A 21,256-nucleotide genomic window follows, 5' to 3' on the forward strand; every position below is an offset into this window, starting at 1 on the left:
CAATCGCCCGGAACGATCGCCTTGAGAAACGTGATGCTAATTCGATTGAGCGAAGCAAAATCCCGCGGCACGTGCGCGATCGAGTTTAGGGAATCTCATATTTGTCCCCGCCTCAGGAGCGCCGCGCCAGCGGCAGATTCATTAATAGGTTCTGCGGTTTCATATGCAACCGGTTGTCGGCGGTCATCGCCATGCCGAGAAATACAGGTCGCCCGGCGATTTCTGTGCGCATATCTTGAGCATCGAGAAAATCCAATCGGAACAGGCACAACAGCCGGCGCTGGCGTTCCTCCGATACCTCCTTGCCGAGGTACACGTCATTTAGGATGGCGCTCGCCTCGGCATCCAGGCCGACATGCCAGAACCATTCCTCGCTCTCGATTTTAGGCACCGCGTTCACCTTTACCGGCACTTTATGAAAATGCTCAATCCATGCTTCGAGGACGCGGCACAACGCAGCGCAGCCGGGATGAGACGAATTTAACACAAGCACCGTATCGTGATATTCGTCGCGCCCCCAGTAAAATGCGGCGTTTTCGTCGTCCAGCACGGTCAGGCCAAGGTCTTTCAATGGGGCCTGCGCCTCGATGAGAAAGCGCCCGATGTTGCCAAGACCGCCGTTTTGCGCATGTGTATTTAGGGTTGCTGCATCTGCCGCCAGGACTGCGCCGTTATTGAAACTGATTTTCTGCTCCCGGAACAGCATTTCCGCCGCGCGCGCCCGCAATGGTTCAGGGTGCCACTCGAGAATGTGGCGCAAAATCACCTGAACCAAATGATCTATGAAAAGCGGCGGTACTGTCGCGTCGGCGTCCTGAAAGATTGCGGCATAACACGCCTCTAGCGACGGTGCTGCTAGCAATCGCTCCCTGAAACGAAGCATGATGCGGTAATTTTCCCGGGAATCTTCGTCGGCAATCGCGGCGACGCGCGCATCAGGCACTTGAGCCCGCGGATCGGCCAACAGGTCTTGATGCAGGGTGCGCTCGCTGGCACAAGAGCCCGGAATAGGGTGCAATTCGGGCCGCATAAAGTAACTGCGCAGGAAATCGTCGGTGAGAACCAGCCGCCCATGTGTTTCCCGCTTGAGTTGATGAAATCCGCAATTGGTCCAGAAATCGACCATCTTGACGAGCTGCACTCAAGCGCTGTGTTTTGCTTTGCCAGGCGGTAAAAACAATGCGGGTACCGATTTCTTCGGATGAGGTTGCCTCTGCGCAAGCGTTTGCTGCACAACACGCGGCTTGCCCGCCGGCGCAATATGTACAACGTTGCTGTGCTCACGTTTAAAAGCGTGCGGCTTCTCCATGCCCGGTCGGCCTCTGTCGTGATGATCTGCTCTCTGATTCGGCCCAAAACCGGGCACGGCTTTGACGGGCAGTGTGAACTTGAGGAAGCGTTCGACGTCCTTGAGCTGATCCGTTTCCTCTGGCGACACCAGCGATATCGCGCTGCCGGAACTGCCGGCGCGGCCCGCCCGGCCGATGCGGTGTACATAGTCTCCGGCGACATGCGGCAGCTCGTAATTCACCACGTGAGGCAATTCCTCAATATCCAGTCCGCGCGCCGCAATATCCGTTGCAACCAGTACTCTCACTTTGCCGCTTTTAAAATCCGCCAATGCCTGGATGCGCGCCGGCTGGCTCTTGTTGCTGTGGATCGCGGTGGAATGGATGCCATCGCGCACCAGCTGCTGCGCAAGCCGATTAGCGCTATGCTTGGTGCGGGTAAAAACCAGTACCTGCTGCAGATTTTGCGATTTGATAATGTGCGAAAGCAGTTCGCGCTTGCGCTTTTGATCAACTAAATGCACCACATGTTGCACCATCTCCGCCGCGGCGTTGCTTCGTCCAATTTCAATTCGCGCCGGTTTTTTCATAAGACTGTCCGCAAGTTTCTTGATGTCTTCGGAGAAAGTGGCCGAGAAAAGCAGGTTCTGCCTGTTTGTCGGTAGCAGTGCAAGAATTCTTCTGATGTCCGGCAAGAAACCCATATCCAGCATGCGATCCGCTTCATCCAGCACCAGGATTTCCACTCTGGACAGATTAACAGTCCTCTGCTGCACGTGGTCCAGCAGCCGCCCGGGGGTAGCCACCAGTATATCTACGCCTGACTGCAATTCCTTAATTTGCGGATTGATGTTGACACCGCCAAAGACTACTGCAGGTTTCAGCATGAGATATCTGCCGTAAGTGCGAACGCTTTCCGCCACCTGCATCGCCAGCTCGCGTGTCGGCGCCAAAATCAACGCGCGTATTGGGTGCCGCGCCGGAGACGTACTGGTATTGGAATGAATTTTTAAGCGCTGCAGGATGGGCCAGGTAAAGCCCGCGGTCTTGCCGGTGCCGGTCTGAGCTCTGGCCATCACGTCCAGCCCGGTAAGTATCGGCGGAATAGCCTGCTCCTGCACAGGCGTGGGTTCGCTATAACCCTGGTCGCTAATTGCGCGCAGAATTTCGGCCGAGAGGCCGAGTTTGCTAAAAGGCATAGTTCATTCTCCTAAATCGGCCTAACCGAGCAAAGCCCGGGACCGGTCTAGGCAAACGACTATATATTTCGATTCGTATGGGGTGAGGCTCCGCGGCCCAGACCGGACAGGGTGGCCGCACGTGCCGCCTATCATACATGATCATCGACAATTGCAAAACATGCATTATTTCGCAGCCAGCAGCTTCAGATCTTCAATGACCTGTTTGGAATTGCGTGAAGTATCGGCGCTGAGATAAACCTTGGCGATTTTTCCCTGAGGACTTATTAAGAAAGTATTACGCTTGGCAAACTTGATGATGCCCAGATTTAAAATTGAGCCATAGCGTTTCGCGGTGTCTCCATTTTTGTCCGCCAGCAAGGGAAAGGGCAGATGGTATTTCCTCGCGAACGCAGCGTGGCTCGCGCTATCGTCCACACTCACGCCTACCACCTGCGCACCCATTGCCGTCAGCTGCTGCAAGTCGTCGCGGAAGGTGCATGCTTGCTGAGTGCACCCCGGCGTATCGTCCTTGGGATAGAAATACAGTACCAACCATTTGCCGCTGAAATCGCGCAGGCTGTGCACGGTGCCGTTCTGATCAGGCAGGCTGAAATCCGGGGCCGGTTCGCCAGCCTTCGGAGTGCCGGCGGCCCGCACGAAATTGCTCCAAAAAACCATGCCGAGCGCCAACACCAGCCCTAAAATCACGAATTTCATGGCACGGATTGATTCAAAATGAAATGTGGCCACACCCAGGCGCGCAATAGCAGCACACACAGCGCCGCCATACCGCTCGCGAAAAAGAATGCCATTGTCGCGCTTTGATAGTGCCAAATTGCGCCGAACACTGCGCCCGCAGGAATAGCGGTCAATCCCAGTATCATATGGTACCAGCCAAATGCCGTGCCGCGCTCGCCGACACTGGAAAAATCGCCAACCAACGCGCGCTCGGCGCCTTCGCTCATTCCCATGAACAGACCGTATACAATAGTCACTGCCCACAAGCCCGAGTTCCCGGTAACGTTGCCGAGCAGCAGAAAACTGACGGCAAAGGCAGTCCAACTCATGAGCAAAAGTGTGCCGCGCCCCAGCTTATCGGCCAGCCTGCCGCCCCAAGTCGACGTCGCGGTTTTGGCGAGATTCAACGCCGCCCACAGTAACAGCAGCTCAACCACGCCGATATGCAGCTGAAATCCGAATAGGACGATGAACGTTTCCGAGGCGCGGGCAAATGTGAACAAGCCCAGTACCAGAAGATAGCGCCGCATCGGCGACGGCAGGCCACGCCAGGAAAGCGGCGCCAGTTCCGCTCGCGGCCGTATTCCAACTGCAGTGGTTTCTCGGACTCCCCACAGCAGGGTTAATACCGCAATAAATCCCGGTATGGCGGAAAGTAAAATCACTTGCGGCAGGGAGAGCGCGGAATACGCAAGTATTCCGGCAGCGGCAAGACTTCCTGTAACTGCCCCACCGTTGTCCAGCGCACGGTGAAATCCAAAAGCGTAGCCGCGCATCTCCGGAGGCGTGGCGTCCACCACCAGCGCGTCGCGAGGCGCACTGCGCACGCCCTTGCCCACCCGGTCCAGACTGCGCAAAACAAGAACCAGCGGCCAGTTGCCTGCCAAACCCAGCAGCGGTCGCGCGAGATTGGACAATATGTACCCAGACAATGTCAGTCCCTTGCGCCTGCTATGCAACTGGTCAGAATGGCGCCCGGACCATAGCTTTAAAAAACTAGCTACCGCATCCGCGACACCCTCGATTAAGCCGAGTGCGACGGGGCCCGAAGATAAAACGGTCGCAAGCAGGATTGGGATTAACGGAACGACAATATCCGACGCAAAGTCGTTAAAGAAGCTGACCAAGCCGAGAATGATTACGGTGCGCGGCAATCGTTGCGGCAATGTATTTGTTCAGCAAAATGACAAGGACTGCGTGCATTGTAAGCCAAATATTCGCCTGAAACGGATATCGACGTTTTTTTTCCTCTTCAGGCATAATCTATAGCCATGGGAACAGCCGATGCCGACAGCTCCAGGCCAATCCTGATCTATGACGGCGATTGCGGGTTTTGCACTTACTGGGCGCGCTATTGGCAAAAGCTCACTCAGGACCGGGTAAATTACCAACCCTACCAGCAAGCTGCTTCGCGCTTCCCGCAAATTTCGATCAAGGAATTTCAACGAGCCGTTCAATACATTGCACCCGACGGCAAGACCGCCAGTGCCGCCGAAGCCAGTTTTCTTACGCTGAGCCACGCCCGCGGCAAAGGAATTTGGCTCGCGCTATACCGCAATCTCCCAGGTTTTGCCGCAGTGTCCGAGTGGACTTATGCCTTTATCGCTTCGCACCGGCCCGCGTTTCACCGCTTGAGTCTGCTGCTGTGGGGACACGATTACGCGCCGCCGAGCTTCGGGCTGGTTTCCTGGCTTTTCCTGCGCGGCATTGCGCTTATCTACCTCGCCGCATTTGTTTCCTTCGGCGTGCAGGCGCTTGGACTGATCGGCAGCCACGGCATACTGCCGCTGCCTGAATTTATCGATGCCATCAAACAGGTTTTCGGCGTGCAGCGCTACTGGGCGTTCCCGATGGTATTCTGGCTGGCGTCAGGGGACTCAGCCATACAAGCCGCATGCTGGGCGGGCGCCGCGCTGTCTCTGCTGCTGCTGTTCAATATTCTGCCGCGCCTGTGCCTGCTGCTGCTTTATGCGCTTTATCTCTCGCTTTTCTATGCCGGCCAGGACTTCATGACGTTTCAATGGGACCTGCTGTTGCTTGAAGCCGGATTTGTCGGACTTATATTGAGCTTTTCTCAAAGAATTGGAATTTGGCTGCTGCGATGGCTGATATTCCGCTTCATGTTTCTGTCAGGCGCGGTCAAGCTCTTGAGCGGAGATCCCACTTGGAGGAATCTTACTGCCCTGTCCTACCATTTTCAAACGCAGCCACTGCCCACACCGCTTGCTTGGTATGTTGATCATTTGCCACTGGGCGTGCTTATGGCAGCTACAGCTGTCACCTTCCTCGTTGAGCTGGTATTGCCGCTTTTTATTTTCTGTCCCAGGCGGCTGCGCTTCGTCGCTGCCTTCGGTTTTTTTCTGCTTCAGATCTGCATATCACTTACCGGCAATTACAACTTTTTTAACCTTCTCACCATGACCTTGTGCCTGGCGCTGTTTGACGATGCCGCGCTTGGCACGGTAGTCCCGCAACGCCTGGCGCTGTGGCTGCAACAGCGCAAACCAATCCTCGAAACTGGAAAAATCGCTTTGTTCGTAACCGGTTCGCTTGCGCTTTTGATTGTGTTCGTGAGCAGCGGACAGCTTTATGCGACATTCAACGGCCGCGTCCCGGCACCTGTTATGTGGGTCGAATACGGCGTTGGGCCGTTCCGTATCGTCAACACATACGGTGTGTTCGCTGTAATGACCACCGAGCGGCAGGAAATCATTATTGAAGGCTCAGATGACGCCGTACGCTGGAAAGAATACGCGTTCAAGTACAAGCCGGGTGATGTAACGCGGCGCCCGCCGTGGAATATCCCGCACCAGCCCCGGCTTGATTGGCAGATGTGGTTCGCGGCGTTGGGGACGCCGGACAACAACCCTTGGTTCTCGCGTTTGTTGCGGCGTCTGCTGCAAAATTCCCGCGAAGTCATTGCGCTGCTTGATGGCAACCCGTTTCCGGACAAGCCTCCTCGATATGTGCGCGCGCTGCTTTATGACTACCGGTTTTCGAGCCCGGAAGAGAAAGACAGCAAGGGGATTTGGTGGGATCGTAAACTGTCAGGGCTTTATTATCCGGCGGTGGAATTAAGCACAAGCCGCGCGAGCGGCGGCGCTCCCCCGTCCAAGGTCATCGAAGAAATAATGCATCCACAATGAAGTCAACGTTCAATTGCGATCCCTCGCACGCGAGTTCCCGCAAGGCACATCGCGCACTGAAGCGCGCCCGGATTCGTGATTCGCGGCTGCGATATAGGCTAGAATGCGCGCGTCGCCCCGATAGCTCAGTGGATAGAGCAGCCCCCTCCTAAGGGGCAGGTCGCACGTTCGATTCGTGTTCGGGGCGCCAACTGTTCACAAGCAGCACGTCTACGAAGATTTGCAGTCAACTCCGGGCGCGGTTATGCCACTGAAAAATACCTGGGCACTGGAATTCATGAACGGCAGTACTGGCCTAACCGCAACCTGACGCGGACTTGCGGCAAGCGCGATATTTGCGAGGTTGAGTCGCAAAGTTACACGTGCATTACACTTACCGGTTCCGCGTGCTCAAGCACGTGCTGGATCCGGGACGCCACCTGATCCACCGTGATCCGGTCCAGGCAATCCCAATAAGGGCAATCTTCGTAGATGCATTTTTCGCAGGTCGGCACATCAGGCCTGAGCACGATGCCCTGCCCCAACGGTTGCCAGCGAATTGGGAGTTGATTGCGGCGGGGGTCAAACATGCTTACGATGGGACAACCGAGCCCCGCTGCGAGATGAATAGGGCCGCTTGACCCGGCTATCAGTACGTCGCTGCCAGCGATCACGGCCATAAGCTCTCTCAAGCTCATCTGGCCCATGAGGTTCAAGACTCCGTACAATGAATCCTGACCGGATGGTCTCTCGGAACCAAAACGTTGACCCTCATCACTGCTTCCTGTGAGAATTACGCCGAATCCTTTCCCGGCTAATTTTTGTACGAGATCCCAGTAATGTTCGATGCGCCAGCGACGAGTTGAAATTCCGCCCGGGTGGACGATAACCCGCGGCCTGGGCAATCCATCGAGCCTCTTTTGAGCCCATTGCCGCTCGCCACTCGTCAGCACCAGCACCGGCCGCGTGTTTGGGCCGGGGCTGAGGCCGAGTCCTTTCAGGAGGCTGACATTATATTCGCTTTCATGCTTTGAAAAATCATGCCGGTGTTCATAAACCCTCCGGTTTGCAAAAATGCTGTACCAGCGATAGCCGGTGGCGACTCGGGTTGGCACGCGCGCGGCCCACGCGGCAATCATCAACTTGGGAAACGGCTTGAGAAAAACGGCAACGTCGAACCCTTTGCGGAACAGTGCAACCAGTTCTCCGAAACGTTCGTTGCCATTTACGGTCAGTACATCATCGATATCCGGGTGATGTTGCAAAACCGGGGCCGCGTACGTGCTGGAGAGAAAAGTAATACGTGCGCCTGGCATCAGGTTGCGAAGAGCCGACGCTACGGGTAAACACAGCACTTGATCGCCGATGCCGTCCGGCCTGACTAGCAAAATCTTCATCCTGGCACCGTCGTACAATCAGAATAAGTCGCAGGCTGATCCGATTTTTCTGGCAATGACGCCCGATGCTTTCCGCGACTTGGACTCGGCCCAGGGGCCGCGACCGAGGAATCCGGAATATGCCGTTCTAAATGGGTATGCGTCTCAAACATCATTTAGCATCGAAGCTGCGCGCTTCACGCTTGCGATCCATGCACATTAAGTATGTCCGTTAGCGCCGTTTTCGGCAACCGGGCACAGTTTTGTTTCATTTTCTTCATCGCCACGAGTCAGGCGCATTTGATCCAATTAGCAGCGGGCTTTCTGCGCCAACGGTAACGGCCGGCATTATTCATCTCTATCTCCACTGCAGTAATGCAGGTGGCGATTGTGCGGCTTTTCTGTGGCATACTGAATGCCGCGACGAAAATTTGGCGATTCGAAAATTGTTTGATTGTAGATGCCTGTTAATCCTCTTTCCGGCATGCGGCGTCTCCACGCCATAGCACAAAATAAATCAAAACGATTACACGCCGGAACCCATTTTCACCAACCTGTGGCGCTTGCTTACATGAACCAACATAAGAAACTGTTTTTGACAGTGTTGCTTCTGACTATCGCGACACGACTACTTACGCTTGGCGCGTACCCGCTGTTCGAAACCACCGAATCACGCTATGCAGAGATAGCCAGAAAAATGGTTGAAACCGGCAATTGGGTAACTCCACAGATAAGTTACGGGGTGCCATTCTGGGGTAAGCCTCCCTTGTCTTTCTGGCTGACAGCGGGTTCACTAGAGCTTTTTGGCGTCAACGATATTGCGGCGCGATTGCCGTCGTTCGTACTTGCAATTTTAGTCGGTTGGTTGATCTATCACCTGGCTTTGAAACAACGCGGCTCGAGCGTCGCGCTGATAAGCTTAGTGGTACTAAGCACTGGGGCATTATTTTTCTTTGTGGCCGGCCAAGTAATGACGGATCAGGCCTTGACCCTTGGCACCACCCTGTCGATGGTCGCCTTCTGGCGCGCTCTAGCCGAAACTGGGCCGCACGGGCGCTTGTGGGGCTATGCTTTTTTTATCGGCTTGGCGATCGGCATTCTAGCTAAAGGCCCGGTAGCCGTCGTTTTGACTCTAATTCCGGTCGGCATCTGGATAGCATGGCATAAAAAGTGGCGCATGCTATTTGCGCGACTACCCTGGGCGCTAGGGACTATTCTAATGTTCATCATTGCCGTTCCCTGGTATCTCTTGGCCGAAATGCGCACGCCCGGCTTTCTCCATTATTTTATCGTGGGCGAGCACTGGGATCGGTATTTGCACAGCGGTTGGCGGGGTGACCTATACGGTGCTGCGCATATGCATGCGCGCGGCATGATCTGGTCATATTGGATCGTAGCGGCATTTCCCTGGTCACTTGTATTTATCGTTCGGTTGGTTAGGTTGGCGACGGCCTGTAAGCCATCGCTTCCGGCAATAGTCCAGGACGAGTGGCTTACTTATCTGATTCTCTGGACCGCAGGGCCATTAATTTTATTTACGTTCAGTGCGAATATTTTGTTGACCTACGTGTTACCGGGCCTACCCGCGTTTGCACTACTTTTGGCGGAAGTTTTGCAGCCGCGGTTACCAGTAGAAACTGGCCCTAAATCCGATTTTGGCAATCTCGGGTTGGCGTTTCTGGCTCTTCCCGTGCCAGTGATTGCGCTGTCACTGGTGATCTTTATTGTCCCGGATGTGGCCCCTTACAAATCTCAAAAAGACGTGGTGGCGCGATATAAGATGCTGCGCTCCGATTCATCGAGCCCGCTTATTTATTTATTCGACAAACCCTATTCCGCGGAATTCTATTCAAACGGGGAAGCTAAACAAATTTCCGACGTTGATAAGGCGGCAAAATATGTTTTGGGCACCAAAGAAAGTTTTGTCGTTGCAAGAGATGAAGATCTCGATCGCATGCCGCGCTCGCTGCTGAGGCGATTACAACCGGTCGCTAGATTCGGCGACTGCGAATTATTGCGCACGCGCCCGGGATAGACACATCTTTATTCGGATCTGAACCGGTCAAATGCAGGCGGTTAAGGAGCCTTCAACGAGGACTTTACGGTGCGACCCGGACTCCCGTTGTCTGCATCGCGCCAAAGACACTCACCGGCACATTTAGCCGGTGCGCGTCTCCGGCGTTATGGATCCATCTATCACGCAGGCCCGGCTGTTCCATTTTTACGCTGCGGGTGCTGGCTCTCTTAATCAGCTCCGGCCAGATTTTATCCGGTTCCATTTCAAATACCACACTTGCTTCGGCGGGAACCACATACCAATCGCCGCGCTCAATTTCGTTTTGCAATTGCCCCTCTCCCCAGCCGGAGTGCCCGGCGTAAATCTTTAATTGCTTTTGCGTTTGGGGACTCGACAGTAATTTCTGGAGTAGGTCAATGCTCAAGCCCAGGTAAACGTCGCCCATCATATGCAGGCTCCACCGTGGCGGTTCGCTGGAACGAAACACGAAAACCAGTGACCGAGGGTAAACGGGTCCGCCAATATAGACAATATTGTTCTTTTCTTTCAATACCGGATAATCCGGGAACAGCTTGCTTAGCGGGAAATCTGTCGGCCGGTTGATGATTACTCCTATCGCACCCCCGGGAATCCGGCGCACCAGAACCACGGTCTCGCGGAAATTCGGGTCCACTATGTCCTTTTTCGCCACCAGAAATAGGCCAACCGCATCCTCGCCGGCTTGGGACCAAGCCGGCAACGCCCATCCGCATAGAAACAGGGCCTGCAAAAAAACGCAAATAAACCGGAACTTCATTCTCGTAATTCGACGCAAATAGAGCATACTGCCAAATCCGCGGACAATTGTGCAACAGCTGCATCGTTTCCGGCACAAGCGCCCGCCCTGCCCGGCCGTATAACCTCTTGATTAGCTGAGAATGGATTGCTGGCACCGTTCTTGCTGGTATTTTTTTGCAAGCGTGAAGTTTCGCGCTTGCTCATTCTCCTTTATAAAACTTCGGGCGTGTCCCCCACGCCCGTTTTTTTTGACGATGTTAGCAGTAGTAAGCTTTGCAATATTATTTTCCTCACGGCGCCAACGTCGCTTTTCCGTGAAACGCCCAGCCCTGGGTTAATCTTTTTTCTTTTGCGATTCGTCTTCCGACCTGGCTTGAGCGCTCATGAAATCGGAAAGCTGCTTGAAATAATCAAATCCTGCCTGAAACGGGAACGGCTGCACCATGGAAGTCGGCTGGCGCAAGGAACGCGTGAACCAATCCACGAGAGCCGCCCCACCCTGCTGCGCAACGCCGAACTGGGCAAACGCCTGCAACAAGTTGGCGTAGGTTGCGCCGATTCGGCTCATTTCTCGTGCCATTCCTACAAATAAATCCACTTCCCCGCCTTCAATCACATGATTTATTTTTTGCATCAGTTCGCGTCTTTGTTCCCACGGCTCGCTGCCGTTGGCAAGAAAAGTGCGAAGTTCCTTGAGCAGAGCCTCAACTTCCGGGCTTTGATCGGGCATTTTCTTTCCTCACAATCATGCAAGATTCAAGAATAGCCTGAACGGAAACGTATTGCCAGTCGCTGGTTGCCGCAGATATCACGACAAGCGTCCGACGGCGAGCACATCTCCGCCGCTTTTTTCAGGTTTTAATCCATGGCCGTCCGGTTGACATCCCGGAGCGTTGAGTGCTAAAAAAGCACCACTCCTCCGGATCGCTCATGGAACGACGGGAATTCATCAAGATTTGTGCCGTCACCGCAGCACTGGCTGCCAGCGACACTTTAGCCGCGAAAAGCCGTGAACCCCGGTTTTACTCCAGAACGCTTCTGGTGGACTACGACGGGCACCCGTTCAAGACATCTGAAATGCAGATTAAGCGCAACTATATTTTCAATTACCCGTTTGTGGGCACGCCGTGTTTCCTGTTGAACCTCGGCAAACCCACTACCAGCGACGCAATCCTTGCTACTGCCGACGGCAAAAGCTATCACTGGAACGGCGGGGTCGGCGCGGACCGTTCGATTGTCGCGTATTCTGCAATCTGCGCCCACCAGCTCGCGTACCCAACCAGGCAGATCAGCTTTATCAGTTTCCGTGGAGACGTCAGTCCAAAAATCGGGAACGCCAACGTGATTCACTGCTGCGCCGAACATAGCGAATACGATCCCGCCCAGGGCGCGAAAGTAATTTCCGGTCCCGCCCCGCAACCGCTTGCTGCGATCATGCTTGAATATAACAAGAAAACAGACGAATTGTTCGCGGTCGGAACACTGGGCGGAGAGCTGTTCAACGATTTTTTTTCCAAATACGACTTTAGGCTGAATTTGGAGTACGGCTCCAACGCGGCGGAGAAACCCGTAACCGGCGAGGCAGTGGTTACCGAACTGAAAGCATTCTGCCAACAGCAAGTCAGATGCTGAACGCCGTTTGGCAGCTTAGTAACGGCTAAGAGCTCGCAATGAAAACTCTGCTTACAGCTGCAACTTTGTTTCTGGTGCTGGCGGGTTGCGCCGGAATGGACGGGTCCACACCCCCCGCAATCGCACGCCTGCAACCTACAAGAGGAAATCAGGTCGGCGGTACTGTTACATTCACTCAGAAAGGCGCCAAGGTGCTTGTGGTCGCGAATGTCCACGGCCTGGCCCCGGGTTTGCACGGTTTTGCCATTTACCAAAACGGCGATTGCAGCGCAGCGAACGGCATGAGCGCGGGACCAATTTTCAATCCCTTGGCCAAAAAACACGGCGCACCTGGGAGCGCCGAGCACAAAGCGGGTGACCTCGGCAACCTGACTGCCGACCACTCCGGCAACGCCACCTTCACTTATGAGGCTTCGGGCATTGCGCTCAACCCGAACGCCTATGACAGTATTATTAACCGGAGCGTCATTGTTCATGCCGATCCGGATGACCTGATTTCGCAACCTGACGGAAATTCCGGGGCCCGAGTGGCGTGCGGCGTGCTCCTCTTCGTTGATAAGAATAAATCCGGATATTCCGGTTACTAAAGCACTGTCCTTAGCTATACCGGATGCGGAATGATCGCCTAAAATGAAGCGATGATTCCTTGGCTGACTTCCGACATCTCATTCCCACCGTCGGAGCGCGCACTTACCGAGCCTAACGGTCTGTTAGCGGTCGGCGGCGATCTGTCTTGCAAGCGTCTGATTTACGCATATTCCAAAGGCATATTTCCGTGGTTCAACGAAGACGAACCCATTCTGTGGTGGACACCAGACCCGCGCATGGTGTTATTCCCCGCAGAACTTAAAATTTCCCGCTCCTTGCGCAAGGCATTGCAAAAACACGATTACCGGGTTTCCGCCGACCGCGCTTTTGACCAAGTTATTACGGGTTGCGCCGCACCGCGCCGCAACCAAAGTGGGACCTGGATCAACGCCAGAATGATCGAGGCCTATATAGAATTACATCGGCTCGGCCATGCGCATTCGGTGGAAACATGGATAGACGGCGAGCTAACTGGGGGTCTTTACGGTGTAGCGCTGGGTCGCACGTTCTTTGGTGAGTCAATGTTCTCACGCGTAAGCGACGCGTCAAAAATCGCGTTTGTACATTTGGTTCGACAACTGGCGCGCTGGAATTTCGGCATCATTGACTGTCAAATGAAGACTGCACACCTGGCATCCTTAGGCGCGCGTGAAATTCCGCGCACACAATTTACTCGAATCATTGAAGAATTGATACACTATGGGGGCGCAGAAGGAATTTGGCGGTTTGATAATGACTTACTTGAATGAATTTCCGCTGTCGGTGTTGCAGTTCTATGCAACTGCTCCATATCCGTGCAGTTATTTGCCCGGGAAAATGGCACGCTCGCAAGTGGCGACCCCGAGCCATTTGATAGACTCCGCGGTTTACAGCGAGCTGGTGAGAAGCGGTTTCCGCCGCAGCGGAGCATTTACTTACCGACCGCACTGTGACAGCTGCCGCGCCTGCATTCCGGTGCGGCTCATCGCCAGCGCCTTTGCTCCATCCCGCGCGCAGCGCCGGGCTTGGAAGCGTCACCAGAAATTGCGCGCCGAATTGCTGGACCTGAAGTACAACGCCGAACATTACGCGCTGTATCTGCGTTATCAGGCAAGCCGCCATTCCGGTGGCGGAATGGATCAGGACAGTCGCGAACAGTACCAACATTTCCTGTTGCAAAGCAATGTCGAATCGCGGCTGGTGGAGTTTCGCGATGGATCAACACTGCGCATGATTAGCATTATTGATCGCCTGCATGATGGCTTATCGTCGGTATACACTTTTTTTGAGCCTGGAGTACCGGGAGCAAGCTACGGCACTTATAATGTGTTGTGGCAGATCGAATTGTGCCGCGCCCTCGGGTTGCCCTATCTGTACCTCGGCTACTGGATCGCGGAAAGCCGCAAAATGGCCTACAAAGCCAAATTTCAGCCGATGCAGGGACTCATTGGTGAGCGCTGGCAACCGCTGTTCGGCCCGCTTGCGGCGACCTGACAGCAACGTGGTTGCACCTTGGCAGGACGTTCAAGGCGGCGCATTCTTGAACACAGCAGGACTGGGCGCTACCGGGCGGCAAGGACGCGCTTAAATGCGATCCTGAACTTAATCTGTGCTGCTCAACCTGATCAAGATGCTGCTTTGTTGACACCAGCAAGGTGACAGGGCTCGAAAAGACCGCGCCTGTGGCTGTGGCGGACCCAGCAGCTTTCAGATCAAAACGGAACGGGGTTCAGAACTGCTCAGAAACGCGACAAGCATTTAGCGGTCACCGTACCAGTTTTTACATTTATCGAAATTACCTCTAACCGTAAATGGCGGCTTGAATTTTCTGTCGAAAATGATAGAAACTGCGCAGCGGCCGAAAATATACAATAGCTCACGGCATTTTTACCTGCTGCATTTGGTCATTCCCGCAGCAGCTGCTTCCCTGATACTGTGGGTGATCTACATACTGGGTATCGATGAGCGAATTACGCGTCTGTTCTTCAATCCCGAAACTCGACGCTTCCCGCTACGCGACAACTGGTTTCTTGAAACGGTGATGCATCATTGGATCAAGTACGCAGTGATCCTTTTGGGTTTATCAGTGCTCGTGGCATATGTGTCCTCGTTTTGGGTTGCCATGCTGGCTCCCTTGCGCCGTGTTCTAGTCTTTGTGGTTCTTGCGATGGCACTTTCAACCGCGACGGTGAACTTGCTTAAAAACGAAAGTCCCAAGCACTGCCCGTATGATTTAAAAATATTTGGCGGCTATGCGCCTTACGTCGCTTTGTTTGAAAAAACACCGCGGGGCGTCAAATCCGGTAATTGCTGGCCCGGGGCACATTCTACAGCGGGCTTTTGCTTAATGGCGTTATATTTTGCCGGGCGGCATTTGCGCAATCGCAAGCTCGCAAATTGGGGTCTATTCGGGGGTTTGGGTCTCGGATTTATACTTGGCTTCGGGCGCGTCATGCAGGGCGCGCATTTTTTTTCGCATCAGCTCTGGGCGGCACTCATTTGCTGGCTGGTGATGCTTGCCGTATACGAACTGCTGTTGCGGCGCCATTCAGTTCCGGAAAAAGAGGCCGCTTTTCAGCCGGGTTAATTTCTTGCGGCGCCGGAAACAGTTAAATTCACGCCATGTTTTATTCCTTGTTGCGACCTTTGCTGTTCAAGCTGGATGCCGAAACCTCACACCGTTTGACGCTCGCCTGCCTGAAATTTGGACACACGTTGGGTTTGCACCGATTATTCGGTGTGCCCGCCAGCGGCAAACCTTGCCGCGTTCTGGGAATGGATTTTCCGAACCGGGTCGGGCTCGCGGCCGGCTTGGACAAAAATGGTGAATACATAGATGCCCTTGCCGCATTGGGTTTCGGTTTTATCGAAATCGGCACCATTACGCTTCGTCCGCAGCCCGGGAATCCGCGCCCACGCCTGTTTCGCGTGCCGCAAGCGCAGGCAATCATCAACCGTATGGGTTTCAATAACGACGGCGCAGAGCGGATGGTAAAAAATATTCGGCGTGCCAGGTACAAAGGCATTCTGGGAATCAATATCGGCATCAATGCCGACACCCCAGGGGAAAATGCGGCCAGCGAGTATGTCGCCTGCCTGCGCAAAGTTTATCCATTTGCAAGCTACGTCACGATCAACATTTCCTCGCCGAACACCCCCGGCCTGCGCGATCTGCAGCAGAAACAGCGGCTCAACGATTTGTTGAGCGCGTTAAAGGAGGAGCACAAGAAGCTCGCCAGGCTTTTTGGGAAGCACGTGCCGTTGGCGCTGAAAATCGCTCCCGATCTGTCGCCCCAGGAAATTGAGGACACCGCTACCTTGCTTCTTGCACATAAGATTGACGCCGTAATAGCTACCAACACCACGACTTCGCGTGCCGGAATCGAAAGCTTAAGCCAGGAAACCGGGGGCGTAAGCGGCGCACCGTTAGCTGAGAAATCCACTGCGGTCATCCGTCAACTTGCAGCCGCGTTGCAAGGACAGCTGCCCATCATCGGAGTTGGCGGCATCATGAACGGCAAGGATGCTTTAGATAAGCTGCATGCCGGCGCAAGTCTGGTGCAGATATACAGCGGGCTCATTTACCGCGGACCGGAATTGGTGCGCGAACTGCTCAGGGCGCTGTAACTCGATTACGGATTTTCCATCAACTCGCAGGATACGAGTCGTGCGCATTGGCATACCCAGGGAAATCAAAGACCAGGAATACCGGGTTGGCATGACTCCGCAAGGCGTGACGTTGCTCTGTCGCGAAGGGCACGAGGTATGGATCGAAACTAATGCAGGTTTGCGAATCGGCTTCCCGGATTCGGCTTATCGTGACGCCGGTGCTTATATCGGCGACAGCCCCGCCCAAATTTATGCCTGCGAACTGGTGGTGAAAGTAAAAGAACCGCAGCCCGCAGAATTTGAATTGGTGCGCGCCGGGCAAGTGCTGTTCTGCTACCTGCATTTCGCGCCTAACCGCAAATTGCTGGACCGCATGCTGCAAGCAAGGACCTCCTGCGTGGCATACGAAACCGTGACTGACGCCGGAGGCGGCTTCCCTCTGCTTGCGCCGATGTCGCAAATTGCGGGAAGGCTTTCAGTGCAGGTCGGCGCATGGGCCTTGCTGATGGCGAACGGCGGCAGCGGGGTACTGCTTCCCGGCATTTCGGGCGTCGCACCCGGCAAGGTTGTTATCATCGGGGCGGGCATGGTGGGTTCAAATGCCGCGCATATCGCGGTGGCTTTGGGCGCCGACGTGACCATCGTCGCAGCGAGCGCTACGCGGCTTGCGGAGCTTCAACAAGCGTATCCAGGCAAAATAAAAGGCCGACTTTCAGACCCGTCGATCCTTGCCGAGCACGTGGCGGGTGCCGATCTTGTAGTTGGCGCAGTATCGATTGCGGGCAAAATGGCACCCAAACTTATTTCCCGCGAGCTCCTGAGAAAAATGCGGCCCGGATCGGTGCTGGTCGATGTGTCGATCGATCAGGGCGGCATCGCCGAGACATCGCGTCCGACCACGCATTCCAACCCGCTTTACGTGGACGAAGGCGTGGTGCACTACTGCGTAGCCAACATGCCTTCCGCCGTCGCGCGCAGCGCTACACTTGCGTTGACGCGAGCGACTCTGCCGTATGTCCGCGCTTTGGCAAAATTCGGACTAAAGGCCGCGGTGTCCGCCGATCCCGGGCTTAAAAACGGTCTGCAGACCCATGCGGGCCATGTCACTTACCAAAACCTCGCCGAAGATAGGGGAATGCCTTTTGTCGATCCGGCTCGAGCGTTTTCCTGATGCGCATAGTGAATCTTTTCCCCACTCATATAATCCCAATATCTATGCATATAACCTGAGCATGGTTGAATGGCCACTCCTTAAAAGCGATAATGCAGACTTTTAAACGGGTTGGGTCAAGGTTTGAATGACCGCACAACGCGAAGCAAGACCTAAGCTGCATCACGAATTGTCTTTTGATGATCTTTATCTTCGTGATGGATTGCTGCGGCTCGATGCCGCATTTCTCAATTTTCTCGACCAAGCGGACTCTGCGCTGCGGCATCGCCTCGAAGCCGCGCGCGCCAATCCTCAAGCACTGTCCTCTATGGAAGAATCAGAACTACTGATAGCCGTGAGTCCGCATCTCGATGATTTTATCGCCGATTTGTTCGGCATTCGAGAAGAAGTCAGCAAGCTTTCTGCGCGCCATCATGAACTGGCTCCCCTTTACAGTTGCAAACGGCTTTTCGTGCAACGCAAGGCGATGAATAAAGTAACGCCCGAGGAAGCAGCCGCGGTGGACGGTCCTGCTGTTGAGAAACAGCTCGCAGAACTTTTTGGCGAGCCGTTCTCGGAACTCGCGTTCGCCCAGCACGTTGCGCAATGGCAAAAGGATGAAGTACTCAACGCCGACAGACTGCAACTCGCGCTACAGTATGCCGCATGGGCGGCGCTCACGCCCCTTGGACGCGAGCATCACCGCCGTGGCGTATTGTTCAAGGCGCCATCCAAGCTCAACTATATGCGGCTCGTGCCGGTGGTTGCGGATGACAGCAAAGGCTATACCGCGTATTCGCTCGACGAGAAACACTTGCGGCGCCGTCAGGGATTTGCGCTCACCGATTCCGGCACCGACCTGGTTGGCGCGCTCGACGAAGCGCATTACTGCATCTGGTGTCACGAACAGGATAAGGATTCCTGCTCTAAAGGTCTCAAGGAAAAGCCGCCGGTGGAAGGGTTCAAAAAGAGCCCTTTTGGCGTGACGCTCGCCGGCTGCCCGCTCGAAGAAAAAATCTCCGAGTTCCACAAGGTAAAGACCCAGGGGCAGGTCATAGGCGGATTGGCGCTGATCATCGTAGATAATCCGATGGTCGCAGCCACCGGCCACCGCATCTGCAACGACTGCATGAAGTCTTGCATTTACCAAAAACAGGACCCGGTCAATATACCCCAAGCCGAGACACGCACGTTAAAAGACGTGCTGGAATTGCCGTGGGGCTTCGAAATTTACAGCCTGCTCAGCCGCTGGAACCCGCTTAATTTGCGGCGCCCATTGCCGAAAGCCCCGACGCATCGCCGCGTGCTGATTGCGGGCATGGGTCCAGCAGGTTTCACCTTGGCGCACCACCTGATAAACGACGGACACACCGTGGTCGGCATAGACGGATTGAAAATCGAGCCGCTGCCCGCAGAAATATCAGGCGTCGATGAGCACGGCAAACGGGTGCCGTTCAAGCCGATTCGCGATATAAGCGAGTTGTACGAATCGCTCGACGAGCGGGTGATGGCGGGTTTCGGCGGTGTAGCCGAATACGGCATTACAGTGCGCTGGGACAAGAATTTTTTGAAACTGATCCGGCTGCTGCTGGAGCGCCGCCGTCAGTTCTCGATGTACGGTGGCGTGCGCTTTGGCGGCACGCTCACCGTCGACGATGCGTTTGAGCATGGCTTTGATCATATCGCCGTGGCCGCCGGCGCCGGGCGCCCCACGGTAATCGATATGCCAAACGGGCTGGCGCGTGGGGTGCGCACGGCGTCGGATTTTCTCATGGCGCTGCAACTGACCGGCGCGGCGAAAACAGACTCGATCGCCAACATGCAGATCCGGCTGCCGGTGGTGGTGATCGGTGGTGGTCTGACCGCCATAGACACGGCGACTGAATCGCTTGCTTATTACCCGTTGCAAGTCGAGAAATTCCTGCATCGCTATGAAACACTAGTCGCCGAGCGCGGCGTGGCGGCGGTGCGCCGCAACTGGCATCCCGAAGAACGGCATATTGCCGATGAGTTTATAGAGCATGCTCGTATCCTCCGTGGAGAACGCGTGGCCGCTCAGGCCGAAGGCCGTGCCCCGCGCATTCTGGAACTGCTGCAAAGCTGGGGCGGCGTGCTCATCGCGTACCGCAAGCGCCTGATTGACAGCCCGTCCTATACGCTGAACCATGAAGAAGTGGAAAAGGCTCTGCAGGAAGGCGTCCGTTTTGCGGAAGGCTTGAATCCGCTGCGCGTTGAAGTCGATTCTTTCGGCGCGGCGCGCGCCATCCGCATGTCCGCGCAGATCAGAGACGCGGCAGGCCACTGGAAGGAGGTCAGCCAGGTCGAACTTCCGGCACGCACCATCTTGGTGGCGGCGGGAACGCAGCCGAACACGGTGCTCGCCCGCGAAGACCCGGCAAATTTCAAGTTGGACGGCCGCTACTTCGAGGCCTGCGATGAAGACGGCAATCCGGTGAGACCCGAGAGAAATATTTCCAAGCCGAAGTTCGCGAACGTTCTTTTGTCGAAGCGCAGCGACGGCCGCTTCATCAGTTTTTTCGGGGACTTGCATCCCTCATATTATGGCAATGTTGTAAAGGCAATGGGCGGGGCAAGGCAGGGGTACCCGGTAGTGAGCCGCGTGCTCGGGCGCGTCAAGGCCGCCAGCGATAAAAGCGATGCGGAATTCTTCGCGCACCTTGACTATGAACTGCGAGCTACTGTGCACCAAGTCATCCGTCTTACGCCGAGCATTGTCGAAGTCGTTGTCAAAGCGCCGCAGGCGGCGCGCCGTTTCCGCCCCGGTCAATTCTACCGGCTGCAAAATTACGAAACGCGTGCAATAAAAGTCGATGGTACTCAACTCACGATGGAAGGCTTGGCATTGACCGGCGCCTGGGTGGATGCAAAGCGCGGATTGATTTCCACCATCGTTCTGGAGATGGGCGGATCAGCCGATCTGTGCGCGCTGCTCAAACCCGGAGAACCGGTGGTTCTGATGGGACCGACCGGTTCGCCGACCGAGATCCCCTCGGGCGAAACAGTAATCCTTGTCGGTGGCGGATTGGGAAATGCGGTGCTTTTTTCGATCGGCCAGGCGTTGCGCCGTGCCGGATCAAAGGTGCTGTATTTCGCCGGCTACAAGAAGATAATTGACCGCTACAAGGCTGAAGAAATCAAAGCTGCGGCAGATGTCGTGGTGTGGTGCTGCGACGAACATCCCGGTTTTCAGCCGGACCGGCCGCAGGACCACGCTTTTGTCGGCAACATCGTACAGGGTATCACCGCCTACGCGCGGCGCGCGCTGGGGCCGCAACAGATTGCAGTGCACGACGCCGATCGCATCATCGCCATCGGTTCTGACAAGATGATGGCGGCAGTTGCCGAAGAGCGGCATGCAGTGCTCAAACCGTATCTCAAACCGCATCACTTTGCCATTGGTTCAATCAACTCGCCGATGCAGTGCATGATGAAGGAGATCTGTTCTCAATGCTTACAGCCGCATGTCGATCCGGAAACCGGCGCGATTAGTTACGTGTTCTCCTGCTTTAACCAGGATCAGCCGCTTGACCAGGTGGATTTCGAGGGGCTCTCAGCGCGACTGAACCAGAATTCGCTGCAGGAAAAGCTCACCGCGCAGTGGATAGACCGCTGCCTGATACGGCTGCAGCGCCGCAAAGCCGCAGCCTAGCATCTCGACCTGCTCATTACGTTTTGCGGCAATTTGCCAACAAAAAAGTGGTGCAGCCCGGTTTCCTCGTACTGTTTCGCCCCCCGTATTGATTTGAATCTTCCAATCTATGACCCTTGCGTCAA

The 21,256-nt window shown here is 55.1% G+C and carries 17 protein-coding genes and 1 tRNA gene; 11 read left to right on the forward strand and 7 right to left on the reverse strand.

Annotation, left to right across the window (positions count from 1 at the left end):
• Nucleotides 1-112: 112 nt before the first annotated feature.
• The 4 genes from VLV32_08510 to VLV32_08525 all read right to left on the reverse strand — a co-directional run bounded on the left by VLV32_08510 (nt 113) and on the right by VLV32_08525 (nt 4,362).
• Nucleotides 113-1,141 (reverse strand): DUF6352 family protein, encoded by a 1,029-nt coding sequence (locus VLV32_08510; GenBank protein ID HUL41927.1) that lies wholly within the window; start codon nt 1,139-1,141, stop codon nt 113-115.
• Entirely contained in the window at nt 1,142-2,488 is a 1,347-nt protein-coding gene (locus VLV32_08515; GenBank protein HUL41928.1) for a DEAD/DEAH box helicase, read from the reverse strand. It lies immediately after the preceding gene.
• 165 nt (nt 2,489-2,653) lie between these two features.
• Complete coding sequence (locus VLV32_08520) at nt 2,654-3,187, reverse strand: peroxiredoxin (GenBank protein ID HUL41929.1); 534 nt, start codon at nt 3,185-3,187, stop codon at nt 2,654-2,656.
• Nucleotides 3,184-4,362, reverse strand: a complete 1,179-nt coding sequence (locus tag VLV32_08525) for an MFS transporter (GenBank protein HUL41930.1) — start codon at nt 4,360-4,362, stop codon at nt 3,184-3,186. The genes VLV32_08520 and VLV32_08525 overlap by 4 nt, the downstream gene beginning before the upstream one ends.
• Before the next feature lie 117 nt (nt 4,363-4,479).
• On the opposite strand from VLV32_08525, the gene VLV32_08530 reads away from it, so the two are divergent.
• Together VLV32_08530 and VLV32_08535 are read left to right on the forward strand one after the other, a co-directional pair.
• On the forward strand, nt 4,480-6,354 hold the full coding sequence (locus tag VLV32_08530) for a lipase maturation factor family protein (protein ID HUL41931.1): 1,875 nt from the start codon (nt 4,480-4,482) through the stop codon (nt 6,352-6,354).
• A 114-nt stretch (nt 6,355-6,468) separates the two neighbouring features.
• A tRNA-Arg gene (locus VLV32_08535) sits at nt 6,469-6,544 on the forward strand.
• 166 nt (nt 6,545-6,710) lie between these two features.
• Here the strand turns inward: VLV32_08535 and VLV32_08540 are convergent.
• Nucleotides 6,711-7,730 carry a glycosyltransferase family 9 protein gene (locus VLV32_08540; GenBank protein HUL41932.1) on the reverse strand — a complete coding sequence of 340 codons (1,020 nt, stop codon included), beginning with the start codon at nt 7,728-7,730 and terminating at the stop codon, nt 6,711-6,713.
• Nucleotides 7,731-8,280: 550 nt separating this feature from the next.
• On the opposite strand from VLV32_08540, the gene VLV32_08545 reads away from it, so the two are divergent.
• On the forward strand, nt 8,281-9,744 hold the full coding sequence (locus VLV32_08545; protein HUL41933.1) for a glycosyltransferase family 39 protein: 1,464 nt from the start codon (nt 8,281-8,283) through the stop codon (nt 9,742-9,744).
• Nucleotides 9,745-9,808: 64 nt separating this feature from the next.
• Here the strand turns inward: VLV32_08545 and VLV32_08550 are convergent, their stop codons facing one another.
• Together VLV32_08550 and VLV32_08555 are read right to left on the reverse strand one after the other, a co-directional pair.
• A complete protein-coding gene (locus tag VLV32_08550; protein ID HUL41934.1) occupies nt 9,809-10,522 on the reverse strand; it encodes a YqgE/AlgH family protein in 714 nt (237 codons plus the stop codon).
• A 315-nt stretch (nt 10,523-10,837) separates the two neighbouring features.
• Nucleotides 10,838-11,233 carry a hypothetical protein gene (locus VLV32_08555; protein ID HUL41935.1) on the reverse strand — a complete coding sequence of 132 codons (396 nt, stop codon included), beginning with the start codon at nt 11,231-11,233 and terminating at the stop codon, nt 10,838-10,840.
• A 200-nt stretch (nt 11,234-11,433) separates the two neighbouring features.
• On the opposite strand from VLV32_08555, the gene VLV32_08560 reads away from it, so the two are divergent.
• The 8 genes from VLV32_08560 (at nt 11,434) to VLV32_08595 (ending at nt 21,131) form a co-directional block, all read left to right on the forward strand.
• The gene (locus VLV32_08560; protein ID HUL41936.1) at nt 11,434-12,135 is read left to right on the forward strand and encodes a (2Fe-2S)-binding protein; all 702 of its coding nucleotides are present in this window, start codon (nt 11,434-11,436) and stop codon (nt 12,133-12,135) included.
• A gap of 38 nt (nt 12,136-12,173) precedes the next feature.
• Nucleotides 12,174-12,722 (forward strand): superoxide dismutase family protein, encoded by a 549-nt coding sequence (locus VLV32_08565; GenBank protein ID HUL41937.1) that lies wholly within the window; start codon nt 12,174-12,176, stop codon nt 12,720-12,722.
• A gap of 51 nt (nt 12,723-12,773) precedes the next feature.
• Complete coding sequence (gene aat, locus VLV32_08570) at nt 12,774-13,472, forward strand: leucyl/phenylalanyl-tRNA--protein transferase (GenBank protein ID HUL41938.1); 699 nt, start codon at nt 12,774-12,776, stop codon at nt 13,470-13,472.
• A complete protein-coding gene (locus VLV32_08575; protein HUL41939.1) occupies nt 13,456-14,196 on the forward strand; it encodes an arginyltransferase in 741 nt (246 codons plus the stop codon). Before aat ends, VLV32_08575 begins: the two co-directional genes overlap by 17 nt.
• Nucleotides 14,197-14,539: 343 nt before the next feature.
• Nucleotides 14,540-15,289, forward strand: coding sequence for a phosphatase PAP2 family protein (locus tag VLV32_08580; GenBank protein HUL41940.1), 750 nt, complete (start codon nt 14,540-14,542; stop codon nt 15,287-15,289).
• A gap of 35 nt (nt 15,290-15,324) precedes the next feature.
• A complete protein-coding gene (locus VLV32_08585) occupies nt 15,325-16,329 on the forward strand; it encodes a quinone-dependent dihydroorotate dehydrogenase (protein ID HUL41941.1) in 1,005 nt (334 codons plus the stop codon).
• A 40-nt stretch (nt 16,330-16,369) separates the two neighbouring features.
• A complete protein-coding gene (ald, locus tag VLV32_08590) occupies nt 16,370-17,482 on the forward strand; it encodes an alanine dehydrogenase (protein ID HUL41942.1) in 1,113 nt (370 codons plus the stop codon).
• A 127-nt stretch (nt 17,483-17,609) separates the two neighbouring features.
• Nucleotides 17,610-21,131: an FAD-dependent oxidoreductase gene (locus VLV32_08595; GenBank protein ID HUL41943.1), complete on the forward strand. Its 3,522-nt coding sequence runs from the start codon at nt 17,610-17,612 to the stop codon at nt 21,129-21,131.
• The last annotated feature ends 125 nt before the right edge of the window (nt 21,132-21,256 follow it).

The sequence above is a fragment of the Burkholderiales bacterium genome, from assembly GCA_035518095.1.
GTDB lineage: Bacteria > Pseudomonadota > Gammaproteobacteria > Burkholderiales > JAHFRG01 > JAHFRG01.

Excerpts from the sequence above, each read along its gene's own strand:
- VLV32_08515 (HUL41928.1), bottom strand. The coding sequence starts at position 2,488 with ATGCCTTTTAGCAAACTCGGCCTCTCGGCCGAAATTCTGCGCGCAATT.
- VLV32_08520 (HUL41929.1), bottom strand. The coding sequence starts at position 3,187 with ATGAAATTCGTGATTTTAGGGCTGGTGTTGGCGCTCGGCATGGTTTTT.
- VLV32_08530 (HUL41931.1), top strand. The coding sequence starts at position 4,480 with ATGGGAACAGCCGATGCCGACAGCTCCAGGCCAATCCTGATCTATGAC.
- VLV32_08540 (HUL41932.1), bottom strand. The coding sequence starts at position 7,730 with ATGAAGATTTTGCTAGTCAGGCCGGACGGCATCGGCGATCAAGTGCTG.
- VLV32_08545 (HUL41933.1), top strand. The coding sequence starts at position 8,281 with ATGAACCAACATAAGAAACTGTTTTTGACAGTGTTGCTTCTGACTATC.
- VLV32_08550 (HUL41934.1), bottom strand. The coding sequence starts at position 10,522 with ATGAAGTTCCGGTTTATTTGCGTTTTTTTGCAGGCCCTGTTTCTATGC.
- VLV32_08555 (HUL41935.1), bottom strand. The coding sequence starts at position 11,233 with ATGCCCGATCAAAGCCCGGAAGTTGAGGCTCTGCTCAAGGAACTTCGC.
- VLV32_08560 (HUL41936.1), top strand. The coding sequence starts at position 11,434 with ATGGAACGACGGGAATTCATCAAGATTTGTGCCGTCACCGCAGCACTG.
- VLV32_08565 (HUL41937.1), top strand. The coding sequence starts at position 12,174 with ATGAAAACTCTGCTTACAGCTGCAACTTTGTTTCTGGTGCTGGCGGGT.
- aat (HUL41938.1), top strand. The coding sequence starts at position 12,774 with ATGATTCCTTGGCTGACTTCCGACATCTCATTCCCACCGTCGGAGCGC.
- VLV32_08575 (HUL41939.1), top strand. The coding sequence starts at position 13,456 with ATGACTTACTTGAATGAATTTCCGCTGTCGGTGTTGCAGTTCTATGCA.
- VLV32_08580 (HUL41940.1), top strand. The coding sequence starts at position 14,540 with ATGATAGAAACTGCGCAGCGGCCGAAAATATACAATAGCTCACGGCAT.
- VLV32_08585 (HUL41941.1), top strand. The coding sequence starts at position 15,325 with ATGTTTTATTCCTTGTTGCGACCTTTGCTGTTCAAGCTGGATGCCGAA.
- VLV32_08595 (HUL41943.1), top strand. The coding sequence starts at position 17,610 with ATGACCGCACAACGCGAAGCAAGACCTAAGCTGCATCACGAATTGTCT.